A 16,708-nucleotide genomic window follows, 5' to 3' on the forward strand; every position below is an offset into this window, starting at 1 on the left:
AATTTTTAGCCTCAACCCCCGGACCTTGTCCGGGGGTTGAGGCATTTTTGCGTTCCGGGCCGGGTCGGCGCCCCCTGTGCACCGGGGCGTTGTGGCTGCGGGTAAGGTCAGGGGGCATCGTCCGTACGTTCCCAGCAGGAGGCCCCCGGGTGGAGGTCCAGGAGACTCGCGTTCAGACCGACCGGGTCCTCACCATCCCCAACATTCTCAGCATGGCGCGTCTCGCCGGCGTGCCGCTGTTTCTGTGGTTGATTCTCCGTCCGGAGTTCGGTGGCCCCAACAGTGACGGCTGGGCGCTTCTCGTCCTGATGCTCAGTGGCGTCAGCGACTATCTCGACGGCAAACTGGCCCGGCGCTGGAATCAGATCAGCAACCTCGGCCGGTTGCTCGATCCTGCCGCCGACCGGCTGTACATCCTGTCCACTCTCGTGGGCCTCACCTGGCGCGAGATCCTGCCGTGGTGGCTGACCGCCGCCCTGCTGGCGCGCGAGGCCATGCTTCTGGTGATGGTGGGAATCCTCCGCAGGCACGGTTACCCGCCGCCGCAGGTGAACTTCCTCGGCAAAGCTGCGACTTTCAACTTGATGTACGCGTTCCCGTTGCTGCTTCTCAGTGACGGAACGGGCTGGCTTTCGTCACTCGCTGAAGTTTTCGGGTGGGCCTTCGCCGGATGGGGTACAACTCTGTATTGGTGGGCAGGGATCCTCTACGTGGTCCAGGTCCGTCGACTCGTGAAGGCGGATACCGCGGCCGATTGAGCCCGTCCGTCCTGTGCCGAGCAGCGTCGCCGGCAACAACGAGGACGTCCGAGGGCCACTGAGCGGACAGGTGAAGTCGGCAGGACCGTCGTCTCTTCAAGGAGGACGCTTCCGACATGAAGGCCGTTGTGATGGCCGGTGGCGAAGGAACACGCCTTCGCCCTATGACCTCGAGCATGCCCAAGCCTCTGTTGCCGGTGGTGAACCGGCCGATCATGGAGCACGTCCTACGACTGCTCAAGAGGCACGGTCTCAACGAGACCGTCGTGACCGTGCAGTTCCTCGCTTCCCTCGTCAGGAACTACTTCGGTGACGGCGAGGAACTCGGGATGGAGCTCACGTATGCCAACGAGGAGAAGCCACTCGGTACAGCGGGAAGTGTGAAGAACGCCGAGGAGGCGTTGAAGGACGACACCTTCCTCGTCATCTCGGGGGACGCGCTCACCGATTTCGATCTCTCCGATCTCATCGCCTTTCACAAGGAGAAGGGCGGCCTCGTCACGGTCTGTCTCACCCGAGTGCCGAATCCACTGGAATTCGGCATCACGATCGTCGACGAAGAGGGAAAGGTCGAGCGCTTCCTGGAGAAGCCCACCTGGGGCCAGGTCTTCTCCGACACCGTGAACACGGGCATCTACGTGATGGAGCCCGAGGTCTTCGACTACGTCCAGGCAGACGCATCGGTGGACTGGTCGGGTGATGTCTTTCCGCAGCTGATGAAGGAAGGCAAGCCGATCTACGGCTATGTCGCCGAGGGCTACTGGGAGGACGTGGGCACCCACGAGAGCTATGTGAAGGCCCAGGCGGACGTCCTCGAGGGCAAGGTCCAGGTCGACATCGACGGCTTCGAGATCTCGCCGGGCGTGTGGGTCGCCGAAGGCGCCGAGGTGCACCACGACGCAGTGCTGCGGGGACCGCTCTTCATCGGTGACTACGCCAAGGTCGAGGCCGGTGCCGAGATCCGGGAGCACACCGTCGTCGGCTCGAACGTCGTCGTGAAGACCGGTGCCTTCCTGCACAAGGCCGTCGTCCACGACAACGTCTACATCGGGCAGCAGAGCAATCTGCGCGGCTGTGTGATCGGAAAGAACACCGACATCATGCGGGCCGCCCGGATCGAGGACGGGGCCGTCATCGGGGACGAGTGCCTGATCGGTGAGGAATCGATCGTGCAGGGCAACGTCCGGGTCTACCCGTTCAAGACGATCGAGGCCGGCGCCTTCGTCAACACCTCGGTGATCTGGGAGTCCCGTGGACAGGCCCATCTCTTCGGGGCCCGAGGCGTCTCCGGCATCCTCAACGTGGAGATCACCCCGGAACTGGCCGTCCGGCTGGCGGGGGCGTACGCCACGACCCTGAAGAAGGGCGCGACCGTCACCACGGCCCGTGACCACTCCCGGGGTGCGAGGGCGCTGAAACGGGCGGTGATCTCGGCGCTCCAGGCCAGCGCCATCGACGTACGGGACCTGGAGAACGTACCGCTGCCGGTGGCACGACAGCAGACCGCACGGGGAAGCGCCGGCGGCATCATGGTGCGGACCTCGCCAGGAGTGCCGGACTCCGTGGACATCATGTTCTTCGACGAGCGTGGTGCCGACCTGTCGCAGGGCGGGCAGCGCAAGCTGGACCGGGTGTTCGCGCGGCAGGAGTACCGCCGCGCGTTCCCCGGAGAGATCGGTGACCTCTCCTTCCCGGCGAGCGTCTTCGACTCGTACACCGGCTCCCTGCTGCGGAACGTCGACACGTCCGGGATCGCGGAAGCCGGGCTGAAGGTCGTCGTGGACGCCTCCAACGGCAGCGCCGGGCTCGTACTGCCCAGCCTCCTCGGGCGGCTCCAGGTCGACTCGCTGACGATCAACCCGGGGCTCGACGAGTCCAGACCCACCGAGTCGGTCGAGAGCCGGCGGGCCGGGCTCGTACGCCTCGGGGAGATCGTCGCCTCGGCGCGGGCCGCGTTCGGGGTGCGGTTCGACCCCGTCGGTGAGCGCCTCTCGCTCGTGGACGAGCGGGGGCGGATCATCGAGGACGACCGGGCCCTCCTGGTGATGCTGGACCTGGTGGCGGCCGAGCGGCGTTCGGGACGGGTCGCGCTGCCGGTGACGACCACACGGATCGCCGAGCAGGTGGCCGCGTACCACGGCACGCAGGTGGAGTGGACGACGACCTCGCCGGACGACCTCACGAGGGTCGGGCGCGAGGAGTCGACGATCTTCGGCGGCGACGGGCGCGGCGGGTTCATCGTGCCCGAGTTCAGCAGCGTCTTCGACGGGGCCGCCGCCTTCGTGCGGCTCATCGGTCTGGTCGCGCGGACCCAGCTCACTCTGAGCCAGATCGACGCGCGGATTCCGCGGGCGCACGTCCTCAAGAGGGACATCGCCACGCCATGGGCCGTGAAGGGGCTCGTGATGCGCCGGGTGGTGGAGGCGGCGGGCAGCCGCTCCGTGGACACCACCGACGGCGTGCGGGTGGTCGAGGCCGACGGGCGGTGGGTGATGGTGCTGCCCGACCCCGCCGAGGCCGTCACCCATCTGTGGGCCGAGGGGCCCGACGACGCCTCCGCCCAGGCCCTGCTCGACGAATGGGCCGAAGTGGTCGACAGCGCAGGTAGCTGACGGGATCGGCCCGGTCGGCGGGGAGCACCTCCCGGGTGCCTCCCCGCCGGCTGGAGGGGCCATTCGGCGGTAGGCCGTGCGACGTGCGACGATGTGCGGCATGTCGCAGCAGCCCCCCGTTCGGAGCACCGGATCACCGCCGCCGCGCCCGGACGCGTCCATGTCGCTGCTGAACAACGTGATAGACCACGCGCTCGACGACGGTTACGCGGAGGCCACCGCCCGGCGCGCCGCCGAGGGCGGAGGGCTGCCCCGTAGCCTGCGGGCCAAGCTGGGTGTCGCCGCGGGCCTGGTGCTCGCCGCCGCCGTGGTGACCGTGGGCGCGGCCGAGGCACGGATCTCCGCGCCCGTCGTCGCCAAGGAGCGGCAGGAGCTGATCGACCGGATCGAGGCGGAGACGTCCTCGGCGGAACAGCTGGAGCAGGACGTCGAGCGGATCCGGTCCGAGGTCGGCGAACGCCAGCGGCAGGCGCTCCAGCAGCACGGCGGGGACCAGGCCGAGCTCGTGGGGTTGCTCTCCGGCGCGACGCCCGTGCACGGCCCCGGCGTGAAGCTCGTCGTCAACGACGCCAAGAACACCGACACCGGGGGAGGCGGGCCGCGCGAGAGCAGCGGCTTCTCCGACACGGGCCGGGTGCGCGACCGGGACATGCAGCGCGTCATCAACGGGCTCTGGGAGTCCGGCGCCGAGGCCGTCGCCATCAACGGCCAGCGGCTCACCTCGCTGTCCGCGATCCGGGCGGCGGGCGACGCCATACTGGTCGACAACAAGCCGCTGGTGCCGCCGTACACCATCCTCGCGATCGGGGACGGACAGCGGCTGAGCACCGCGTTCCAGGACAGCGCCGACGGGCAGTACCTGCACGCGCTGGTGGAGAACTTCGGGATCAGGAGCGGGATCACGGCCGAGGGCGACGTAAGCCTGCCCGCCGCGCCCAGCCTGACCGTACGTACCGCAGAGCCGAGGGGAGCCGGGGCGGCGACGCCGTCCGGTCGGGCCACGGCCGACACAGGGAAGGGCACATCGTGATCGCCGTACTGGGCCTGATCGTCGGAGTCGTGGTCGGACTGTTGGTCCGCCCCGAGGTTCCGGCGGTGGTCGAGCCCTATCTTCCGATCGCCGTGGTCGCCGCCCTCGACGCGGTCTTCGGCGGCCTCAGGGCCATGCTCGACGGGATCTTCGTCGACAAGGTCTTCGTGGTCTCGTTCCTCTCCAACGTGGTCGTGGCCGCCCTGATCGTCTTCCTCGGCGACAAGCTGGGCGTGGGCGCGCAGCTGTCGACCGGTGTGGTCGTCGTGCTGGGCATCCGGATCTTCTCCAACGCGGCCGCCATCCGGCGCCATGTCTTCCGGGCGTGAGGCCGATGAGCGAGAACCCGCAGAATCCTGAGAACTCCGGGAACCCCCGTACCCCCCAGAACTCTGGGAACTCCCAGAACTCTGGGAACCCCCGGGACCCCGAGAACCCCGTGAGCTCCGCTAACTCCGCCGGCGAGCGGGAACCCGGCAGCCCCGGGAAGCCGGAGAACGTGGGCGAGCCCGGGCGTGGCGGAACGGCGGGAGAGCACGAGGCGCCCTCGGACTCCGTCCACGACACGACCGCGGACCACGACGTCCGCGTACCCGTGCCGCCGGCCGCCCCCGCAGCCGAGCCGAGCGGGCGCCGGCGCCTTGCCTCCGCGCTGTGGCCGCCCCGGGTGACCCGGGCCCAACTCGTCGTCGCGCTGTTGCTGTTCGTCCTCGGTCTCGGCCTGGCCATCCAGGTCTCCTCGACCAGCGACAACAGCGCCCTGCGCGGGGCGCGTCAGGAGGACCTGGTCCGGATCCTCGACGAGCTCGACGACCGTACGCAGCGCCTGGAGGACGAGAAGTCCCGGCTCGAGAAGCAGCGCACCGAGCTGGAGTCCAGCTCGGACCAGGCAGAGGAGGCGCGCAAGCAGACCCAGGAGAAGGAGCAGCAGCTCGGGATCCTGGCCGGCACCGTCGCGGCCGAGGGGCCCGGCATCACGCTGACGGTCGGCGACCCGAGCGGGGCCGTCGAGTCGGACATGCTGCTCGACGCCATCCAGGAGCTGCGTGCCGCGGGCGCCGAGGCGATCCAGGTCAACGGTGTCCGGGTGGTCGCGGACAGTTATTTCACCGGTGGCGGTGATGACATGCGGATCGATGGAACGAAGGTGGCCGCTCCGTACGTCTTCAAGGTCATCGGCAAGCCGGAGGATCTCGAGCCCGCGCTCAACATCCCCGGCGGTGTCGTGCAGACCCTGGAGAAGGAGCAGGCCACAGCCACGGTGGAGCGGTCGGCGAAGATCATCGTCGATGCCTTGCGGCCCGCGAAGCGGCCTGACTACGCTCAGTCGTCCTCGCAGTGAGAGGGAGACACAGGGGGTCCCGCGACAAGGGCAAGGCGTTGCGGGGGGTCGGCGCACCACATCGGTGGTGCGTGGTGGAAACTGTCCGGAGGATACGGACGTTGTGAAGGTGTCCGGGTCGGCAGGTGTGATGGATCTCGGTTCGTCCTGCCCCACGGGCGGGTCTGTTTCGGTCAAGGGGAATCGCCCGTGAGTTTTTTTGCGAAGTTGTTCGGCAAGAGCGGACGCGAGGACGGCGGTAACGCCAAGCACCGCGCGTCGCGCCACGCCCAGAGCGAGGAGCAGGGCGGCGAACGCCCGCTCTTCCGTGATGAGGTCGGCGGTCAGGGCGGTGACGTTCCGGGCGCGTACGGCGCGTCGTCTGTTGACCCCGCCGGGGCCGCCCGCATAGGTTTCGGAGAACCATCAACCTCAAGTACGGGTGGAGGGTTTGCCCCCGATCCGTACGCGACACAGACCTCGGCGGGGCAGCCGCGGCAGGAGGATGCGTCCATGCCGGTGTGTACGAGGTGCGGTCACCGCAACGCGGCCGACAGCCGTTTCTGCTCGCACTGCGGCACGCCGCTGCGGGGCGGAGTCGCACCCGAGCGGGCTTCCGAGACGACGTCCACGATCTCCATCTCGGGCCTCGAGGCCTATGACGCGGAGGTCACCGGCCAGACCCAGCTGCCCTCGCTCTCTCCCGAGGCCCTGGCGGCCGTCGAGGCCCTGCCGTCCGGTTCCGCGCTCCTCGTGGTGCGTCGTGGACCGAACTCCGGCAGCCGCTTCCTGCTCGACGGTGAGCTGACGACGGCCGGCCGTCACCCGCAGAGCGACATCTTCCTGGACGACTTCACGGTCTCCCGGCGCCATGTCGAGTTCCGGCGGGCCCAGGACGGCAGCTTCACGGTCGCCGACGTCGGCAGCCTCAACGGCACGTACGTCAACCGCGAGCCGATCGACTCGGTCGTTCTGTCCAACGGCGACGAGGTGCAGATCGGTAAGTACCGCCTGGTCTTCTACTCGAGCCAGCGGGGCATGTAGCGCCTCGGAGAAGCCTTCAGGGAAGGTCCATGCTGCGAACACCGACGGGCGGTGCCGGTTCCGGCACCGCCACCGCGGGCGACCGGCTGGTGAGCATCGGCACGGTGCTGAACCAGCTGCGCGACGAATTTCCCGAAGTGACCATCTCCAAGATCCGGTTCCTGGAGGCCGAGGGGCTCGTGGAGCCCCGGCGTACGGCCTCCGGGTACCGGAAGTTCAGCCCGCAGGATGTCGAGCGGCTCGCTCACATCCTGCGGATGCAGCGGGACCACTACCTTCCGCTGAAGGTCATCCGTGAGCACCTCGACGCCCTCGCCAGGGGAGAGCAGATCAAGCTCCCTGCCCCCGGGCGTCGGCGGGACCTGCTCGAAGGGGCCTGGGAACAGGATGCCGAGCCCCCCACCGCCGCGCGGATCGGGCGGGCCGAGCTGCTGGCCGCGGCCGAGGTCACCGAGACGGAGCTCCTCGAGTGGGAGTCGTACGGTCTGATCTCCGAGACGGACGGCGGCGGCTACGACCCCGAGACCGTGACCGTCGCGAGGCTCGTGGCGGATCTGGGGCGGTTCGGCCTCGAACCCCGGCATCTGAGGGCCGTCAAGGCCGCAGCGGACCGCGAGGCCGGACTGATCGAGCAGGTCGTCGCACCGCTGCGTCGGCACCGTAACCCGCAGACCAGAGCCCATGCGGAGGCCACCGCGCAGGAGCTCGCCGCACAGTCGGTACGGCTGCATGCCGCGCTCGTACAGACCGCGCTCGGGATCCGGCTGCAATGAGCCCGTGAGGGCGTTCGGGGGCGGGTCCGCCGCCCGTGTTCCCGCCGGGTTCGTGCCGGGTTCGAGGTGTGTTGGTGGCGGCCTTGGGAGGGCCCGACTATCCAAACCGGTCGGGCACGTCCTAGGGTTGCTGTGTGAACGAGCTCGACGTTGTGGGTGTCCGGGTGGAAATGCCCTCCAACCAGCCGATCGTGCTCCTGCGTGAAGTGGGAGGCGATCGGTACCTCCCCATCTGGATCGGACCGGGTGAGGCGACCGCGATCGCCTTCGCCCAGCAGGGGATGGCCCCTCCGCGGCCGCTGACGCACGACCTGTTCAAGGACGTGCTGGAGGCCGTGGGACAGGAACTCACCGAAGTCCGCATCACGGATCTGCGTGACGGGGTCTTCTACGCCGAGCTGGTCTTCGCCAGCGGCGTCGAGGTGAGCGCGCGGCCTTCGGACGCGATAGCACTGGCCCTCCGGACCGGAACGCCGATCTACGGCAGTGACGGTGTGCTGGACGACGCAGGCATCGCGATTCCGGACGAGCAGGAGGACGAGGTGGAGAAGTTCCGCGAGTTCCTCGACCAGATCTCACCGGAGGATTTCGGGACCAACAGTCAGTGAGTCGTAGCGGCGCGGCCACAGGCCGTTCGCGGGGTGCTGTCAGAGCATTCGAGTAGCCTTTCCCCGGCGAGAGAGACGCGAAACCACTCTCAGGGTGATTATCACTCGGCGTGCCGAGTGTGGCGATCGTTGACGCACCCCGAGTGACTGCCTACCTTCGTGTGGGCAGGTCAAGGACGGAGGGTCGGCGTGATGAGCAGCGCGGACGGTACGGCAGGGAGCTCGCTCGGACGCGTGTCCGGAGAGAACGGTCCGTATCCGCTTCACGGCAGTGTGGGCGACTTCGGTACGGGAACGGGCACGGACACCGGTCCGGGAGGCGGCGCGGCCGCAGGGCCCGGGGGTGCGTCCGGTCCCGGCGCGGCGGGCGAGACGGTCGGCTACCGCGGCCCCACGGCCTGTGCGGCGGCCGGGATCACCTATCGCCAGCTGGACTACTGGGCGCGCACGGGGCTCGTGGAGCCGAGCGTGCGGCCCGCGTACGGGTCGGGGACCCAGCGGCTCTACAGCTTCCGCGACGTCGTCGTGTTGAAGATCGTCAAGCGATTCCTCGACACCGGGGTCGCCCTCCAGAACATCCGGGCCGCGGTGCAGCACCTGCGCGCGCGGGGCTTCCGCGATCTGGAGCGGATGACGCTCATGAGCGACGGGGCCACGGTGTACGAGTGCTCCTCGCCGGACGAGGTCGTCGACCTGCTGCAGGGCGGGCAGGGCGTCTTCGGCATCGCCGTCGGAGTGGTCTGGCGGGACGTCGAGGCGGCGCTCTCGCAGCTGCACGGCGAGCGGGTCGACACGGGCGAGACGCTCGTGGGGCACAACCCTGGGGACGAGCTGGCGCGGAGGCGGCGGGACCGGGCGGTCTGAGGGGCGGCCCCGGCCCTGGCCCTGGTCCTGGCCCTTCGTGGGCTCGCCGGGCTTGGTCTTGGGGTCGCTGTTCTGGCCTTGTGGGTCGTCGGCCGGGGCGTGGCTTGGTCTTGAGGCCGCTGTTTCGACCCTGTCGGTCGCCGGCTGGGGCGTGGCTTGGGGCCATCGCTTTGGCCTGGTGGGTCGGGTGGGGCTTGCGTCGTGCGGTGTGGTGGGGCTTGTTGTCAGTGGTGTGAGGCAGCATCGGACGTGTGAGAGCCGCGCCCACCATCCTCCATCTCGACATGGATGCCTTCTTCGCCGCCGCCGAGCAGGCGTCGAAGCCCAGCCTGCGCGGAAAGCCCGTGGTCGTCGGCGGTCTCGGGCCGCGAGGCGTGGTCGCCACCGCCTCGTACGAGGCGCGCCGCTTCGGAGTCCACTCGGCCATGCCCATGGGCCAGGCGCGGCGGCTCGCGCCGAACGCGGCCTATCTCGTGCCCCGCTTCGCGTTCTACCGGTCGATCAGCGAGCAGGTCATGGAGCTGCTCGGACGCCTCTCCCCGCTCGTGGAGCCCCTCAGCCTCGACGAGGCCTTCGTGGACCTCGAGGCCGGAGGTGTGGCCGACGACAGCGCGAGCGCGCGTGCGGCCGGTGAGCGGCTGCGGGCCGACATCCTGGCCACGACGGGGCTCACGGGGTCCGCGGGGCTCGCCGGATCCAAGATGATCGCGAAGATCGCCTCGGAGGAGGCGAAGCCCGACGGCCTCGTGCTGATCGAACCGGGGACCGAGCGGGAGCTTCTCGCGCCGCGTTCGGTACGGATCCTGCCCGGAGTCGGGCCGGCGACCGGGGAGCACCTCCGGCGGGCCGGGATGACGACCGTGTTCGACCTCGCGGAAGCGGGCGAGGACGAGCTCGTACGGCTCCTGGGGCGGGCGCACGGGGCCTCGCTGTACCTGATGGCCCAGGGGTACGACGCCCGGCCCGTGGTGGCCGAGCGGGACGCCAAGTCGGTCTCGGTCGAGGACACGTTCGACGTCGACCTGCACGACCGTGTCCGGATCAGGTTCGAGGTCGAACGGCTCGCGGAGCGGTGCGTGGGTCGCTTGCGGGCCTCCGGGCACTCCGGGCGGACCATCGTCCTGAAGGTGCGGCGCTTCGACTTCTCGACGCTCACGCGGTCCGAGACGCTCCGGGGGCCCACGGACGACCCGGGTGTGGTGCGGGAGGCGGCGGGGCGGCTGCTCGAGGCGGTGGACACGACCGGGGGTGTGCGGTTGCTGGGGGTCGGGGTGAGTGGGCTTGCGGACTATACGCAGGAGGATCTGTTCGCTCAGGCGGAAGCGGAAGCGGCTGCCGCCTTGGTGGCGGGGGGCGAGGCGGGGGCGGGGGCGGGGGCCGAGGCGGGGGCTGAGGGCGCTGCGGCCTCGGCCGGAGCTTCGGCCGGCGCCTCGGTGGCGGGGGCGGAGGGTGCCGCGACTGCGGCTGTGGCCGGCGCGTCGGCTGTGGTCGCTGGTGAGCCTGCGGCCCCTGAGCCCGTGGAGAGGCGCTGGGCGCCCGGGCATGACGTGCGGCATGCCGTGTACGGCGCGGGGTGGGTGCAGGGGAGCGGGGTCGGGCGCGTGACGGTGCGGTTCGAGGAGCCGACGTCGGGGCCGGGGCGGGTGCGCACCTTCGCGGTGGATGATCCGGAGCTTGAGCCGGGGGAGGCGTTGCCGTTGGTGGGGCGGGGGTGAGGGGCGGGGCGGGTCTTGCGGCGCGGGGGTGGCCTCTGGGCGGCCGTGAGTGGCCTGTGCGGCCTGTGAGTGGCTCGGGGTGCGCTGAGGTGCCCGTGGGGGGTTCGGGGGCGTTGGCGGCTGCCGGGTGGGTGGGTGTGCCCGGCCTGGCGGCCGGGCTTGTGATCCCACCCGCACCACCCGTGCTGCTGAGCGGGCAGAGGTGCGGGAGTCCCCGTGGGGGGTTGGGCGGCGTTGGCGGCTGCCGGTGTGGTGGGGGTTACCCGGCCTGGCGGCCGGGCTTGGGTTCCCACCCGCACCACCCGTGCTGGTGGGCGGGCAGAGGTGCGGGTCTTCCTGGGGGGTGGCAGCGCCGTTGGCGGCTGCGGCCGAGTTCGGGGTGGCGGTGGGGCCCCGGACTGGTTTTGCGCCCTGCGGCCTCGACCCGCGTGGGCTGGTGGCACTTGATCGGCCGGGCTGCGTCGACCGGTGGCCGTCCGTCTCGGCGGACGCGGCCTTCTGGCCGTCCATGGGCCGTGGCCCCCGACCGGCCCGGGTGGCGTTGGGCGGGGGCTGTCGGTTGTGGACCGGTGGCCGGCCGCCGTGTCCGGCGCGTTCTGGCTGTCCACGGTCGGTGTCGGCCTCTGCGGGCCCGTTCGGGTCCGCCCTCGGGCTACTGGCCTGCCAGGTGGCCGAAGTCCGTGTCCGGGGTGTCTGTGGGGGGCGGGGGGAGGGTCAGGCTGTAGTGGCGGTAGAGCTGGAGCTCCTGTTCCGGGGAGAGGTGGCGGCCCACGCCGAAGTCGGGGGCGTCCTTGATCAGGGCGCGCTCGTACGGGATGTGGAGGCCGTTGTCGATGAGTTCGCTCGGCTCCAGGGGGACGAAGGCGTCCCGGCTGAACAGGCCCGTGCGGACCGCTGCCCATTCCGGGATGCCGGTCGCGTCGTCCAGGTACACCTCGTCCACGGTGCCGATCTTGTGTCCGTTCCGGTCGTACGCCTTGCGGCCGATCAGGCTGCGCGGATCGATATCGGTCTGCACGGTCCCTCCAACTGGTCGCAACTGCTCTACACCCCTACGAAAGTGCACAACTGGGATGTCGGCCACTTGAGCGATGGAAGCCGCAACCTCGCTGGTAGGCTGGCTGTGGCTGTCGACCCTGTGCGGGAGAGTCCCCCGGAGAAACCTTCCGGTGGGCGCCGAAGGAGCAAATCCTCCCCGGAATCTCTCAGGCCCCTGTACCGCGCGGACGAGGTCACTCTGGAAAGCAGAGCGGTGTCCGACGGCATGCGCTCTCACCGACGGTGAAAGCCGGCGTGCCGTGAGGCGTGCCGGTGAAACTCTCAGGTTGAGATGACAGAGGGGGAGGCCGTCCGGGTACCCGCGCCGTGGTGCCCCTCGCAGGTCGTGACGACCAGGAGGCCTCCGTACATGACCGCCAACCGCATTCCGCTCTCCGAACTCGAACAGGGCATCCCGTTCGAGCAGCGGCACATCGGGCCCGACGCCGAGGCGCGCGCCAAGATGCTCGCCCAGGTCGGTTACGGCTCCCTCGACGAGCTCACGGCCGCCGCGGTGCCGGACGTCATCAAGAACACCGAGGCGCTGGGCCTGCCGGCCGCGCGCACGGAGGCCGAGGTGCTCGCCGAGCTGCGCACGCTCGCCGACCGCAACCAGGTCCTCGCGCCCATGATCGGTCTCGGCTACTACGGGACCTTCACGCCGCCGGTGATCCTCCGGAACGTGATGGAGAACCCCGCCTGGTACACGGCGTACACGCCGTACCAGCCGGAGATCTCGCAGGGGCGCCTCGAGGCCCTGCTGAACTTCCAGACCGTCGTCGCCGACCTGACCGGGCTGCCCACCTCCGGCGCCTCGCTGCTCGACGAGGGCACCGCCGCCGCCGAGGCCATGGCGCTCTCCCGGCGCGTCGGCAAGGTCAAGAACGGTGTCTTCCTCATCGACGCCGACGCCCTGCCCCAGACGATCGCCGTCATCGAGACCCGCGCCGAGCCGACCGGTGTCGAGGTCGTCGTCGCCGATCTGAGCGAGGGGATCCCCGCCGAGGCCGCCGAGCGCGGTGTCTTCGGTGTGCTCATCCAGTACCCGGGCGCCTCCGGTGCCGTGCGGGACATCAAGCCGCTGGTCGACGCCGCCCACGAGCTCGGTGCGATCGTCACCGTCGCCGCCGACCTGCTCGCGCTCACCCTGCTCACCTCGCCGGGTGAGCTCGGGGCGGACATCGCCGTCGGCACGACGCAGCGCTTCGGCGTTCCGATGGGCTTCGGCGGTCCCCACGCCGGCTACATGGCCGTCCAGGACAAGCGCGCCCGCTCCCTGCCCGGCCGTCTCGTGGGTGTCTCCGTGGACGCCGACGGGAACCGCGCGTACCGCCTGGCCCTGCAGACCCGCGAGCAGCACATCCGCCGCGAGAAGGCCACCAGCAACATCTGTACCGCTCAGGTGCTGCTCGCCGTCATGGCCGGAATGTACGCCGTCTACCACGGTCCCGAGGGCCTCCAGGGCATCGCGCGCCGTACCCACCGGTACGCCGCGATCCTGGCCGCCGGCCTCACCGCCGGAGGCGTGGAGCTCACCCAGGGTGCCTTCTTCGACACCCTCACCGCCCGGGTGCCCGGCAAGGCCGACGAGGTCGTGGCCGCCGCCCGCGAGGCCGGTGTGAACCTCTACCGCGTCGACGCGGACCTCGTGTCCATGTCGTGCGACGAGACCACCGGGCGCGCCCAGCTGGCCGCCGTGTGGGGCGCCTTCGGCGTGACCGCAGACGTCGAGGCCCTGGACGCCGTCACCGAGGACACGTTGCCCGCCGGGCTGCTGCGCTCCGACGCGTACATGACCCACCCGGTCTTCCACGCGCACCGCTCCGAGACGTCGATGCTGCGCTACCTGCGCAAGCTCGCCGACCGCGACTACGCGCTCGACCGCGGCATGATCCCGCTCGGCTCCTGCACGATGAAGCTGAACGCGACGACCGAGATGGAGTCGGTGACCTGGCCCGAGTTCGGTCAGATGCACCCCTTCGCCCCGGTCGAGCAGGCGCAGGGCTACCTCACGCTCATCACCGAGCTGGAGGACCGTCTCGCCGAGGTCACCGGCTACGACAAGGTGTCGATCCAGCCGAACGCCGGTTCGCAGGGCGAGCTGGCCGGTCTCCTCGCCGTCCGCGCCTACCACCGCGCCAACGGTGACGAGCAGCGCACCGTCTGCCTCATCCCGTCCTCCGCGCACGGCACCAACGCCGCCTCCGCGGTGATGGCCGGCATGAAGGTCGTCGTCGTCAAGACCGCCGACGACGGCGAGGTCGACGTCGCGGACCTGCGCGCCAAGATCGAGCAGTACCGCGACGAGCTGTCCGTGCTGATGATCACCTACCCGTCGACGCACGGCGTCTTCGAGGAGCACGTCGCCGACATCTGTGCCGAGGTCCACGAGGCCGGCGGTCAGGTGTACGTCGACGGTGCCAACCTCAACGCGCTCGTCGGTCTCGCCAAGCCGGGGCACTTCGGCGGCGACGTCTCGCACCTGAACCTGCACAAGACCTTCTGCATCCCGCACGGCGGTGGCGGCCCGGGTGTCGGTCCGGTCGGTGTGCGCGCGCACCTCGCCCCGTACCTGCCGAACCACCCGCTCCAGCCCACCGCGGGCCCGGAGACCGGCGTCGGCCCGATCTCGGCCGCTCCGTGGGGCTCCGCGGGCATCCTGCCGATCTCGTGGTCGTACGTGCGCCTCATGGGCGGCGAGGGCCTCAAGCGCGCCACCCAGGTCGCCGTCCTCGCGGCGAACTACATCGCCAAGCGCCTCGAGCCGCACTTCCCGGTGCTCTACACCGGCCCGGCCGGTCTGGTCGCCCACGAGTGCATCGTGGACCTGCGCCCGCTGTCCAAGGCTACGGGCGTCACGGTCGACGACATCGCGAAGCGTCTGATCGACTACGGCTTCCACGCGCCGACGATGTCGTTCCCGGTGGCCGGCACGCTGATGATCGAGCCGACCGAGTCCGAGGACCTGACCGAGCTCGACCGCTTCTGCGACACGATGATCGCGATCCGGGCCGAGATCGAGAAGGTCTCCTCGGGCCAGTGGCCCGCCGACGACAACCCGCTGCGCAACGCCCCGCACACCGCGGCCGCGCTGGGCGGCGAGTGGAACCACGCGTACACGCGGGACGAGGCCGTCTTCCCGGCCGGCGTCTCGGCCGCGGACAAGTACTGGCCGCCGGTGCGCCGCATCGACGGCGCCTTCGGCGACCGGAACCTGGTCTGCTCCTGCCCGCCGCTGGACGAGTACGACAACTGAGCATGACCCCGGCCGCGTACGACGGTCGAGCGTGATCGAGGGCCGGTTCGGAGAATGTCTCCGGGCCGGCCCTCGGCGTTGTGCGCGCCGTCAGGCGGCGGTCGTCACCTGGCCCGCCGACAGCGGCCGGTGCGGGGCGATGATCTGCCCGTCGGGCAGCAGTTCACCGGTGTCCTCGAAGAGCAGGACGCCGTTGCACAGCAGGCTCCAGCCCTGCTCCGGGTGGTGTGCCGTCAGTCGGGCCGCCTCGCGGTCGGCGGAGTCGGCGGTGGGACAGGCAGGCTGGTGCTGGCACATGGGTGGGTTCTTTCGCTGCGTCGTAGTGGATGTCCTGCGGCTCTTCGCGCTCATCGCCGCCCCCGTCGGTCGGTTCGGTTCCGATCCCAGTCTTGCCCCATGGACGGTCTTCCGCAGGGATTTCGCGGCAGCTCGTCCTTTCCTGGGAAGACGCATCACCCGCAGGGGCGGTTCAGGTCAACTGCACCGTCTCTTTGGGTGGTTCAGAGTGGTCCCAGTGGGCTAGTCCGTCCGGGCGGGGTGTTCGGGGGGCGCGTTCGGGCCGGGTTCTCGGACAGCAGTGCGCCCCGTGACCTGGGCGGGTCACGGGGCGGACGCTCGTGCGGTGGATCAGGCGGGCGCCGCCGAGCCCAGGAGGGGCGGCGGCGCGAGGCGCGTACTGAGCACGGGCAGGAGGTCGGCCACCTGGTACGGGCGGTGGGCCGCGATCCCCGGCGGGGCGGGCGCCAGCGGCACCATCAGATCCGCCGCGGCCGGGGTGGTGGTGGCACCGTCGGCCTCCGGTTCGGCGTGCAGCCAGAGGGTCAGCATGTAGAGCTCCGGTACGGAGAGCAGCCGCGGCTGGTACGGGCCGGGCAGCGCCTCGGCCTGGAGCAGCGCCCGCTCCGTCGCGGTGACGTACGGCCCCTCGAAGAAGTGCGAGAAGGACCAGCCGTCCGGGGTCAGCATGGTGTCCGCGGCGGCGATGGCCCGGCCCCCGTTCCTGATCAGGAAGCGCCAGCCGGCGAGGCGGGTGCGGGGGGCCTGCCCGGGTGCCCCGGCGACGCCGAGGACATGGACGGGCAGGGGGAGTTCGGGGCTCAGCGGTCCCTGCGCGGCCCGCAGGGCGGGAGTTCGCGCCTCGCGGACGGCGGTCGGTGAGCCGAGGGCCGCGAGGACACTGCGGAGGGCCGGCGCAGGGGCCGGGGAGGGTCGGAGCATGGTGGGTCGCCTCTCACTCAGGAGACACGGTGATGCGTGGGCAGGTACGACGGCGCTGTCGGCGGCGGGGCCAGAGGAGGGCCATGAGGCCATGACCGGGCGCCAACACTCTGCCTCGTCCGCGGAGTTTATACGACACGTGTTCACGGAGTGTTTCCGCTAGACGCCGCCGATATTCCTGACAAGGCGTCATCAGGCCGTAAAACAAGGGTCGTAGAAGCGGAATCCGAGGGAGGCAGTGCTCCCACCTGCGTATTCCTCGCGGAGCCGGACGGCTGAATTCATGCCCCCGGTTCAGGGACAATAGGACATTGGTATATGTCGATTGTTCCATGCCCTGGGGATGTGACAGTGGGGCACTGCATCCAGCCTATCCTCCGACGGCCCTCCTTCGCAGGCGTTGTGGATCAGCGGGGTGGGCATCATCGTCCGTGACGCGCGGCCGTCCTGGCGGCCGCCCACTCGCGGAGG

The 16,708-nt window shown here is 70.2% G+C and carries 14 protein-coding genes and 1 riboswitch; of the genes, 11 read left to right on the forward strand and 3 right to left on the reverse strand.

All coding sequences use genetic code 11. From position 1 onward, the window contains the following. Positions 1-149 precede the first annotated feature (149 nt). From ACFQ79_RS10440 to ACFQ79_RS10485, 10 genes are all read left to right on the forward strand, one after another. On the forward strand, positions 150-758 hold the full coding sequence (locus ACFQ79_RS10440; protein WP_189831299.1) for a CDP-alcohol phosphatidyltransferase family protein: 609 nt from the start codon (positions 150-152) through the stop codon (positions 756-758). Between the two features lie 116 nt (positions 759-874). Then, the gene (locus tag ACFQ79_RS10445) at positions 875-3,370 is read left to right on the forward strand and encodes a sugar phosphate nucleotidyltransferase (protein ID WP_383581133.1); all 2,496 of its coding nucleotides are present in this window, start codon (positions 875-877) and stop codon (positions 3,368-3,370) included. Between the two features lie 100 nt (positions 3,371-3,470). Continuing rightward, a complete protein-coding gene (locus ACFQ79_RS10450) occupies positions 3,471-4,400 on the forward strand; it encodes a DUF881 domain-containing protein (protein WP_383581136.1) in 930 nt (309 codons plus the stop codon). Further along, complete coding sequence (locus tag ACFQ79_RS10455; protein ID WP_015032176.1) at positions 4,397-4,729, forward strand: small basic family protein; 333 nt, start codon at positions 4,397-4,399, stop codon at positions 4,727-4,729. Before ACFQ79_RS10450 ends, ACFQ79_RS10455 begins: the two co-directional genes overlap by 4 nt. A gap of 5 nt (positions 4,730-4,734) precedes the next feature. Beyond that, positions 4,735-5,742, forward strand: a complete 1,008-nt coding sequence (locus ACFQ79_RS10460; RefSeq protein ID WP_383581139.1) for a DUF881 domain-containing protein — start codon at positions 4,735-4,737, stop codon at positions 5,740-5,742. 60 nt (positions 5,743-5,802) lie between these two features. After that, positions 5,803-6,765 (forward strand): FHA domain-containing protein, encoded by a 963-nt coding sequence (locus ACFQ79_RS10465; RefSeq protein ID WP_073901966.1) that lies wholly within the window; start codon positions 5,803-5,805, stop codon positions 6,763-6,765. Positions 6,766-6,794: 29 nt separating this feature from the next. Continuing rightward, complete coding sequence (locus ACFQ79_RS10470; RefSeq protein ID WP_383581142.1) at positions 6,795-7,538, forward strand: MerR family transcriptional regulator; 744 nt, start codon at positions 6,795-6,797, stop codon at positions 7,536-7,538. A 134-nt stretch (positions 7,539-7,672) separates the two neighbouring features. Beyond that, positions 7,673-8,146 carry a bifunctional nuclease family protein gene (locus ACFQ79_RS10475; protein WP_015032172.1) on the forward strand — a complete coding sequence of 158 codons (474 nt, stop codon included), beginning with the start codon at positions 7,673-7,675 and terminating at the stop codon, positions 8,144-8,146. A gap of 192 nt (positions 8,147-8,338) precedes the next feature. Beyond that, on the forward strand, positions 8,339-9,010 hold the full coding sequence (locus ACFQ79_RS10480; RefSeq protein ID WP_383581146.1) for a MerR family transcriptional regulator: 672 nt from the start codon (positions 8,339-8,341) through the stop codon (positions 9,008-9,010). 251 nt (positions 9,011-9,261) lie between these two features. Then, a complete protein-coding gene (locus ACFQ79_RS10485; RefSeq protein ID WP_383581149.1) occupies positions 9,262-10,725 on the forward strand; it encodes a DNA polymerase IV in 1,464 nt (487 codons plus the stop codon). Positions 10,726-11,377: 652 nt separating this feature from the next. On the opposite strand, the gene ACFQ79_RS10490 is transcribed toward ACFQ79_RS10485, so the two are convergent. Further along, positions 11,378-11,743 (reverse strand): PRC-barrel domain-containing protein, encoded by a 366-nt coding sequence (locus tag ACFQ79_RS10490; protein WP_383581152.1) that lies wholly within the window; start codon positions 11,741-11,743, stop codon positions 11,378-11,380. A 113-nt stretch (positions 11,744-11,856) separates the two neighbouring features. Continuing rightward, positions 11,857-11,956: riboswitch (glycine riboswitch) on the forward strand. Between the two features lie 177 nt (positions 11,957-12,133). On the opposite strand from ACFQ79_RS10490, the gene gcvP reads away from it, so the two are divergent. Further along, the gene (gene gcvP, locus ACFQ79_RS10495; protein ID WP_383581155.1) at positions 12,134-15,019 is read left to right on the forward strand and encodes an aminomethyl-transferring glycine dehydrogenase; all 2,886 of its coding nucleotides are present in this window, start codon (positions 12,134-12,136) and stop codon (positions 15,017-15,019) included. 90 nt (positions 15,020-15,109) lie between these two features. Here the strand turns inward: gcvP and ACFQ79_RS10500 are convergent, their stop codons facing one another. Together ACFQ79_RS10500 and ACFQ79_RS10505 are read right to left on the reverse strand one after the other, a co-directional pair. Next, positions 15,110-15,316: a DUF5999 family protein gene (locus tag ACFQ79_RS10500; protein WP_030316472.1), complete on the reverse strand. Its 207-nt coding sequence runs from the start codon at positions 15,314-15,316 to the stop codon at positions 15,110-15,112. Positions 15,317-15,646: 330 nt separating this feature from the next. Continuing rightward, positions 15,647-16,237: a hypothetical protein gene (locus tag ACFQ79_RS10505; protein WP_187623562.1), complete on the reverse strand. Its 591-nt coding sequence runs from the start codon at positions 16,235-16,237 to the stop codon at positions 15,647-15,649. Positions 16,238-16,708: the final 471 nt, after the last annotated feature.

The sequence above is a fragment of the Streptomyces sp. NPDC056480 genome (assembly GCF_042795405.1).
Classification (GTDB): domain Bacteria; phylum Actinomycetota; class Actinomycetes; order Streptomycetales; family Streptomycetaceae; genus Streptomyces.

What these genes read in the sequence shown, in the direction of transcription:
- ACFQ79_RS10445 (WP_383581133.1), top strand. Translation starts at nt 875, where the DNA reads ATGAAGGCCGTTGTGATGGCCGGTGGCGAAGGAACACGCCTTCGCCCT.
- ACFQ79_RS10450 (WP_383581136.1), top strand. Translation starts at nt 3,471, where the DNA reads ATGTCGCAGCAGCCCCCCGTTCGGAGCACCGGATCACCGCCGCCGCGC.
- ACFQ79_RS10460 (WP_383581139.1), top strand. Translation starts at nt 4,735, where the DNA reads ATGAGCGAGAACCCGCAGAATCCTGAGAACTCCGGGAACCCCCGTACC.
- ACFQ79_RS10470 (WP_383581142.1), top strand. Translation starts at nt 6,795, where the DNA reads ATGCTGCGAACACCGACGGGCGGTGCCGGTTCCGGCACCGCCACCGCG.
- ACFQ79_RS10480 (WP_383581146.1), top strand. Translation starts at nt 8,339, where the DNA reads ATGAGCAGCGCGGACGGTACGGCAGGGAGCTCGCTCGGACGCGTGTCC.
- gcvP (WP_383581155.1), top strand. Translation starts at nt 12,134, where the DNA reads ATGACCGCCAACCGCATTCCGCTCTCCGAACTCGAACAGGGCATCCCG.
- ACFQ79_RS10500 (WP_030316472.1), bottom strand. Translation starts at nt 15,316, where the DNA reads ATGTGCCAGCACCAGCCTGCCTGTCCCACCGCCGACTCCGCCGACCGC.
- ACFQ79_RS10505 (WP_187623562.1), bottom strand. Translation starts at nt 16,237, where the DNA reads ATGCTCCGACCCTCCCCGGCCCCTGCGCCGGCCCTCCGCAGTGTCCTC.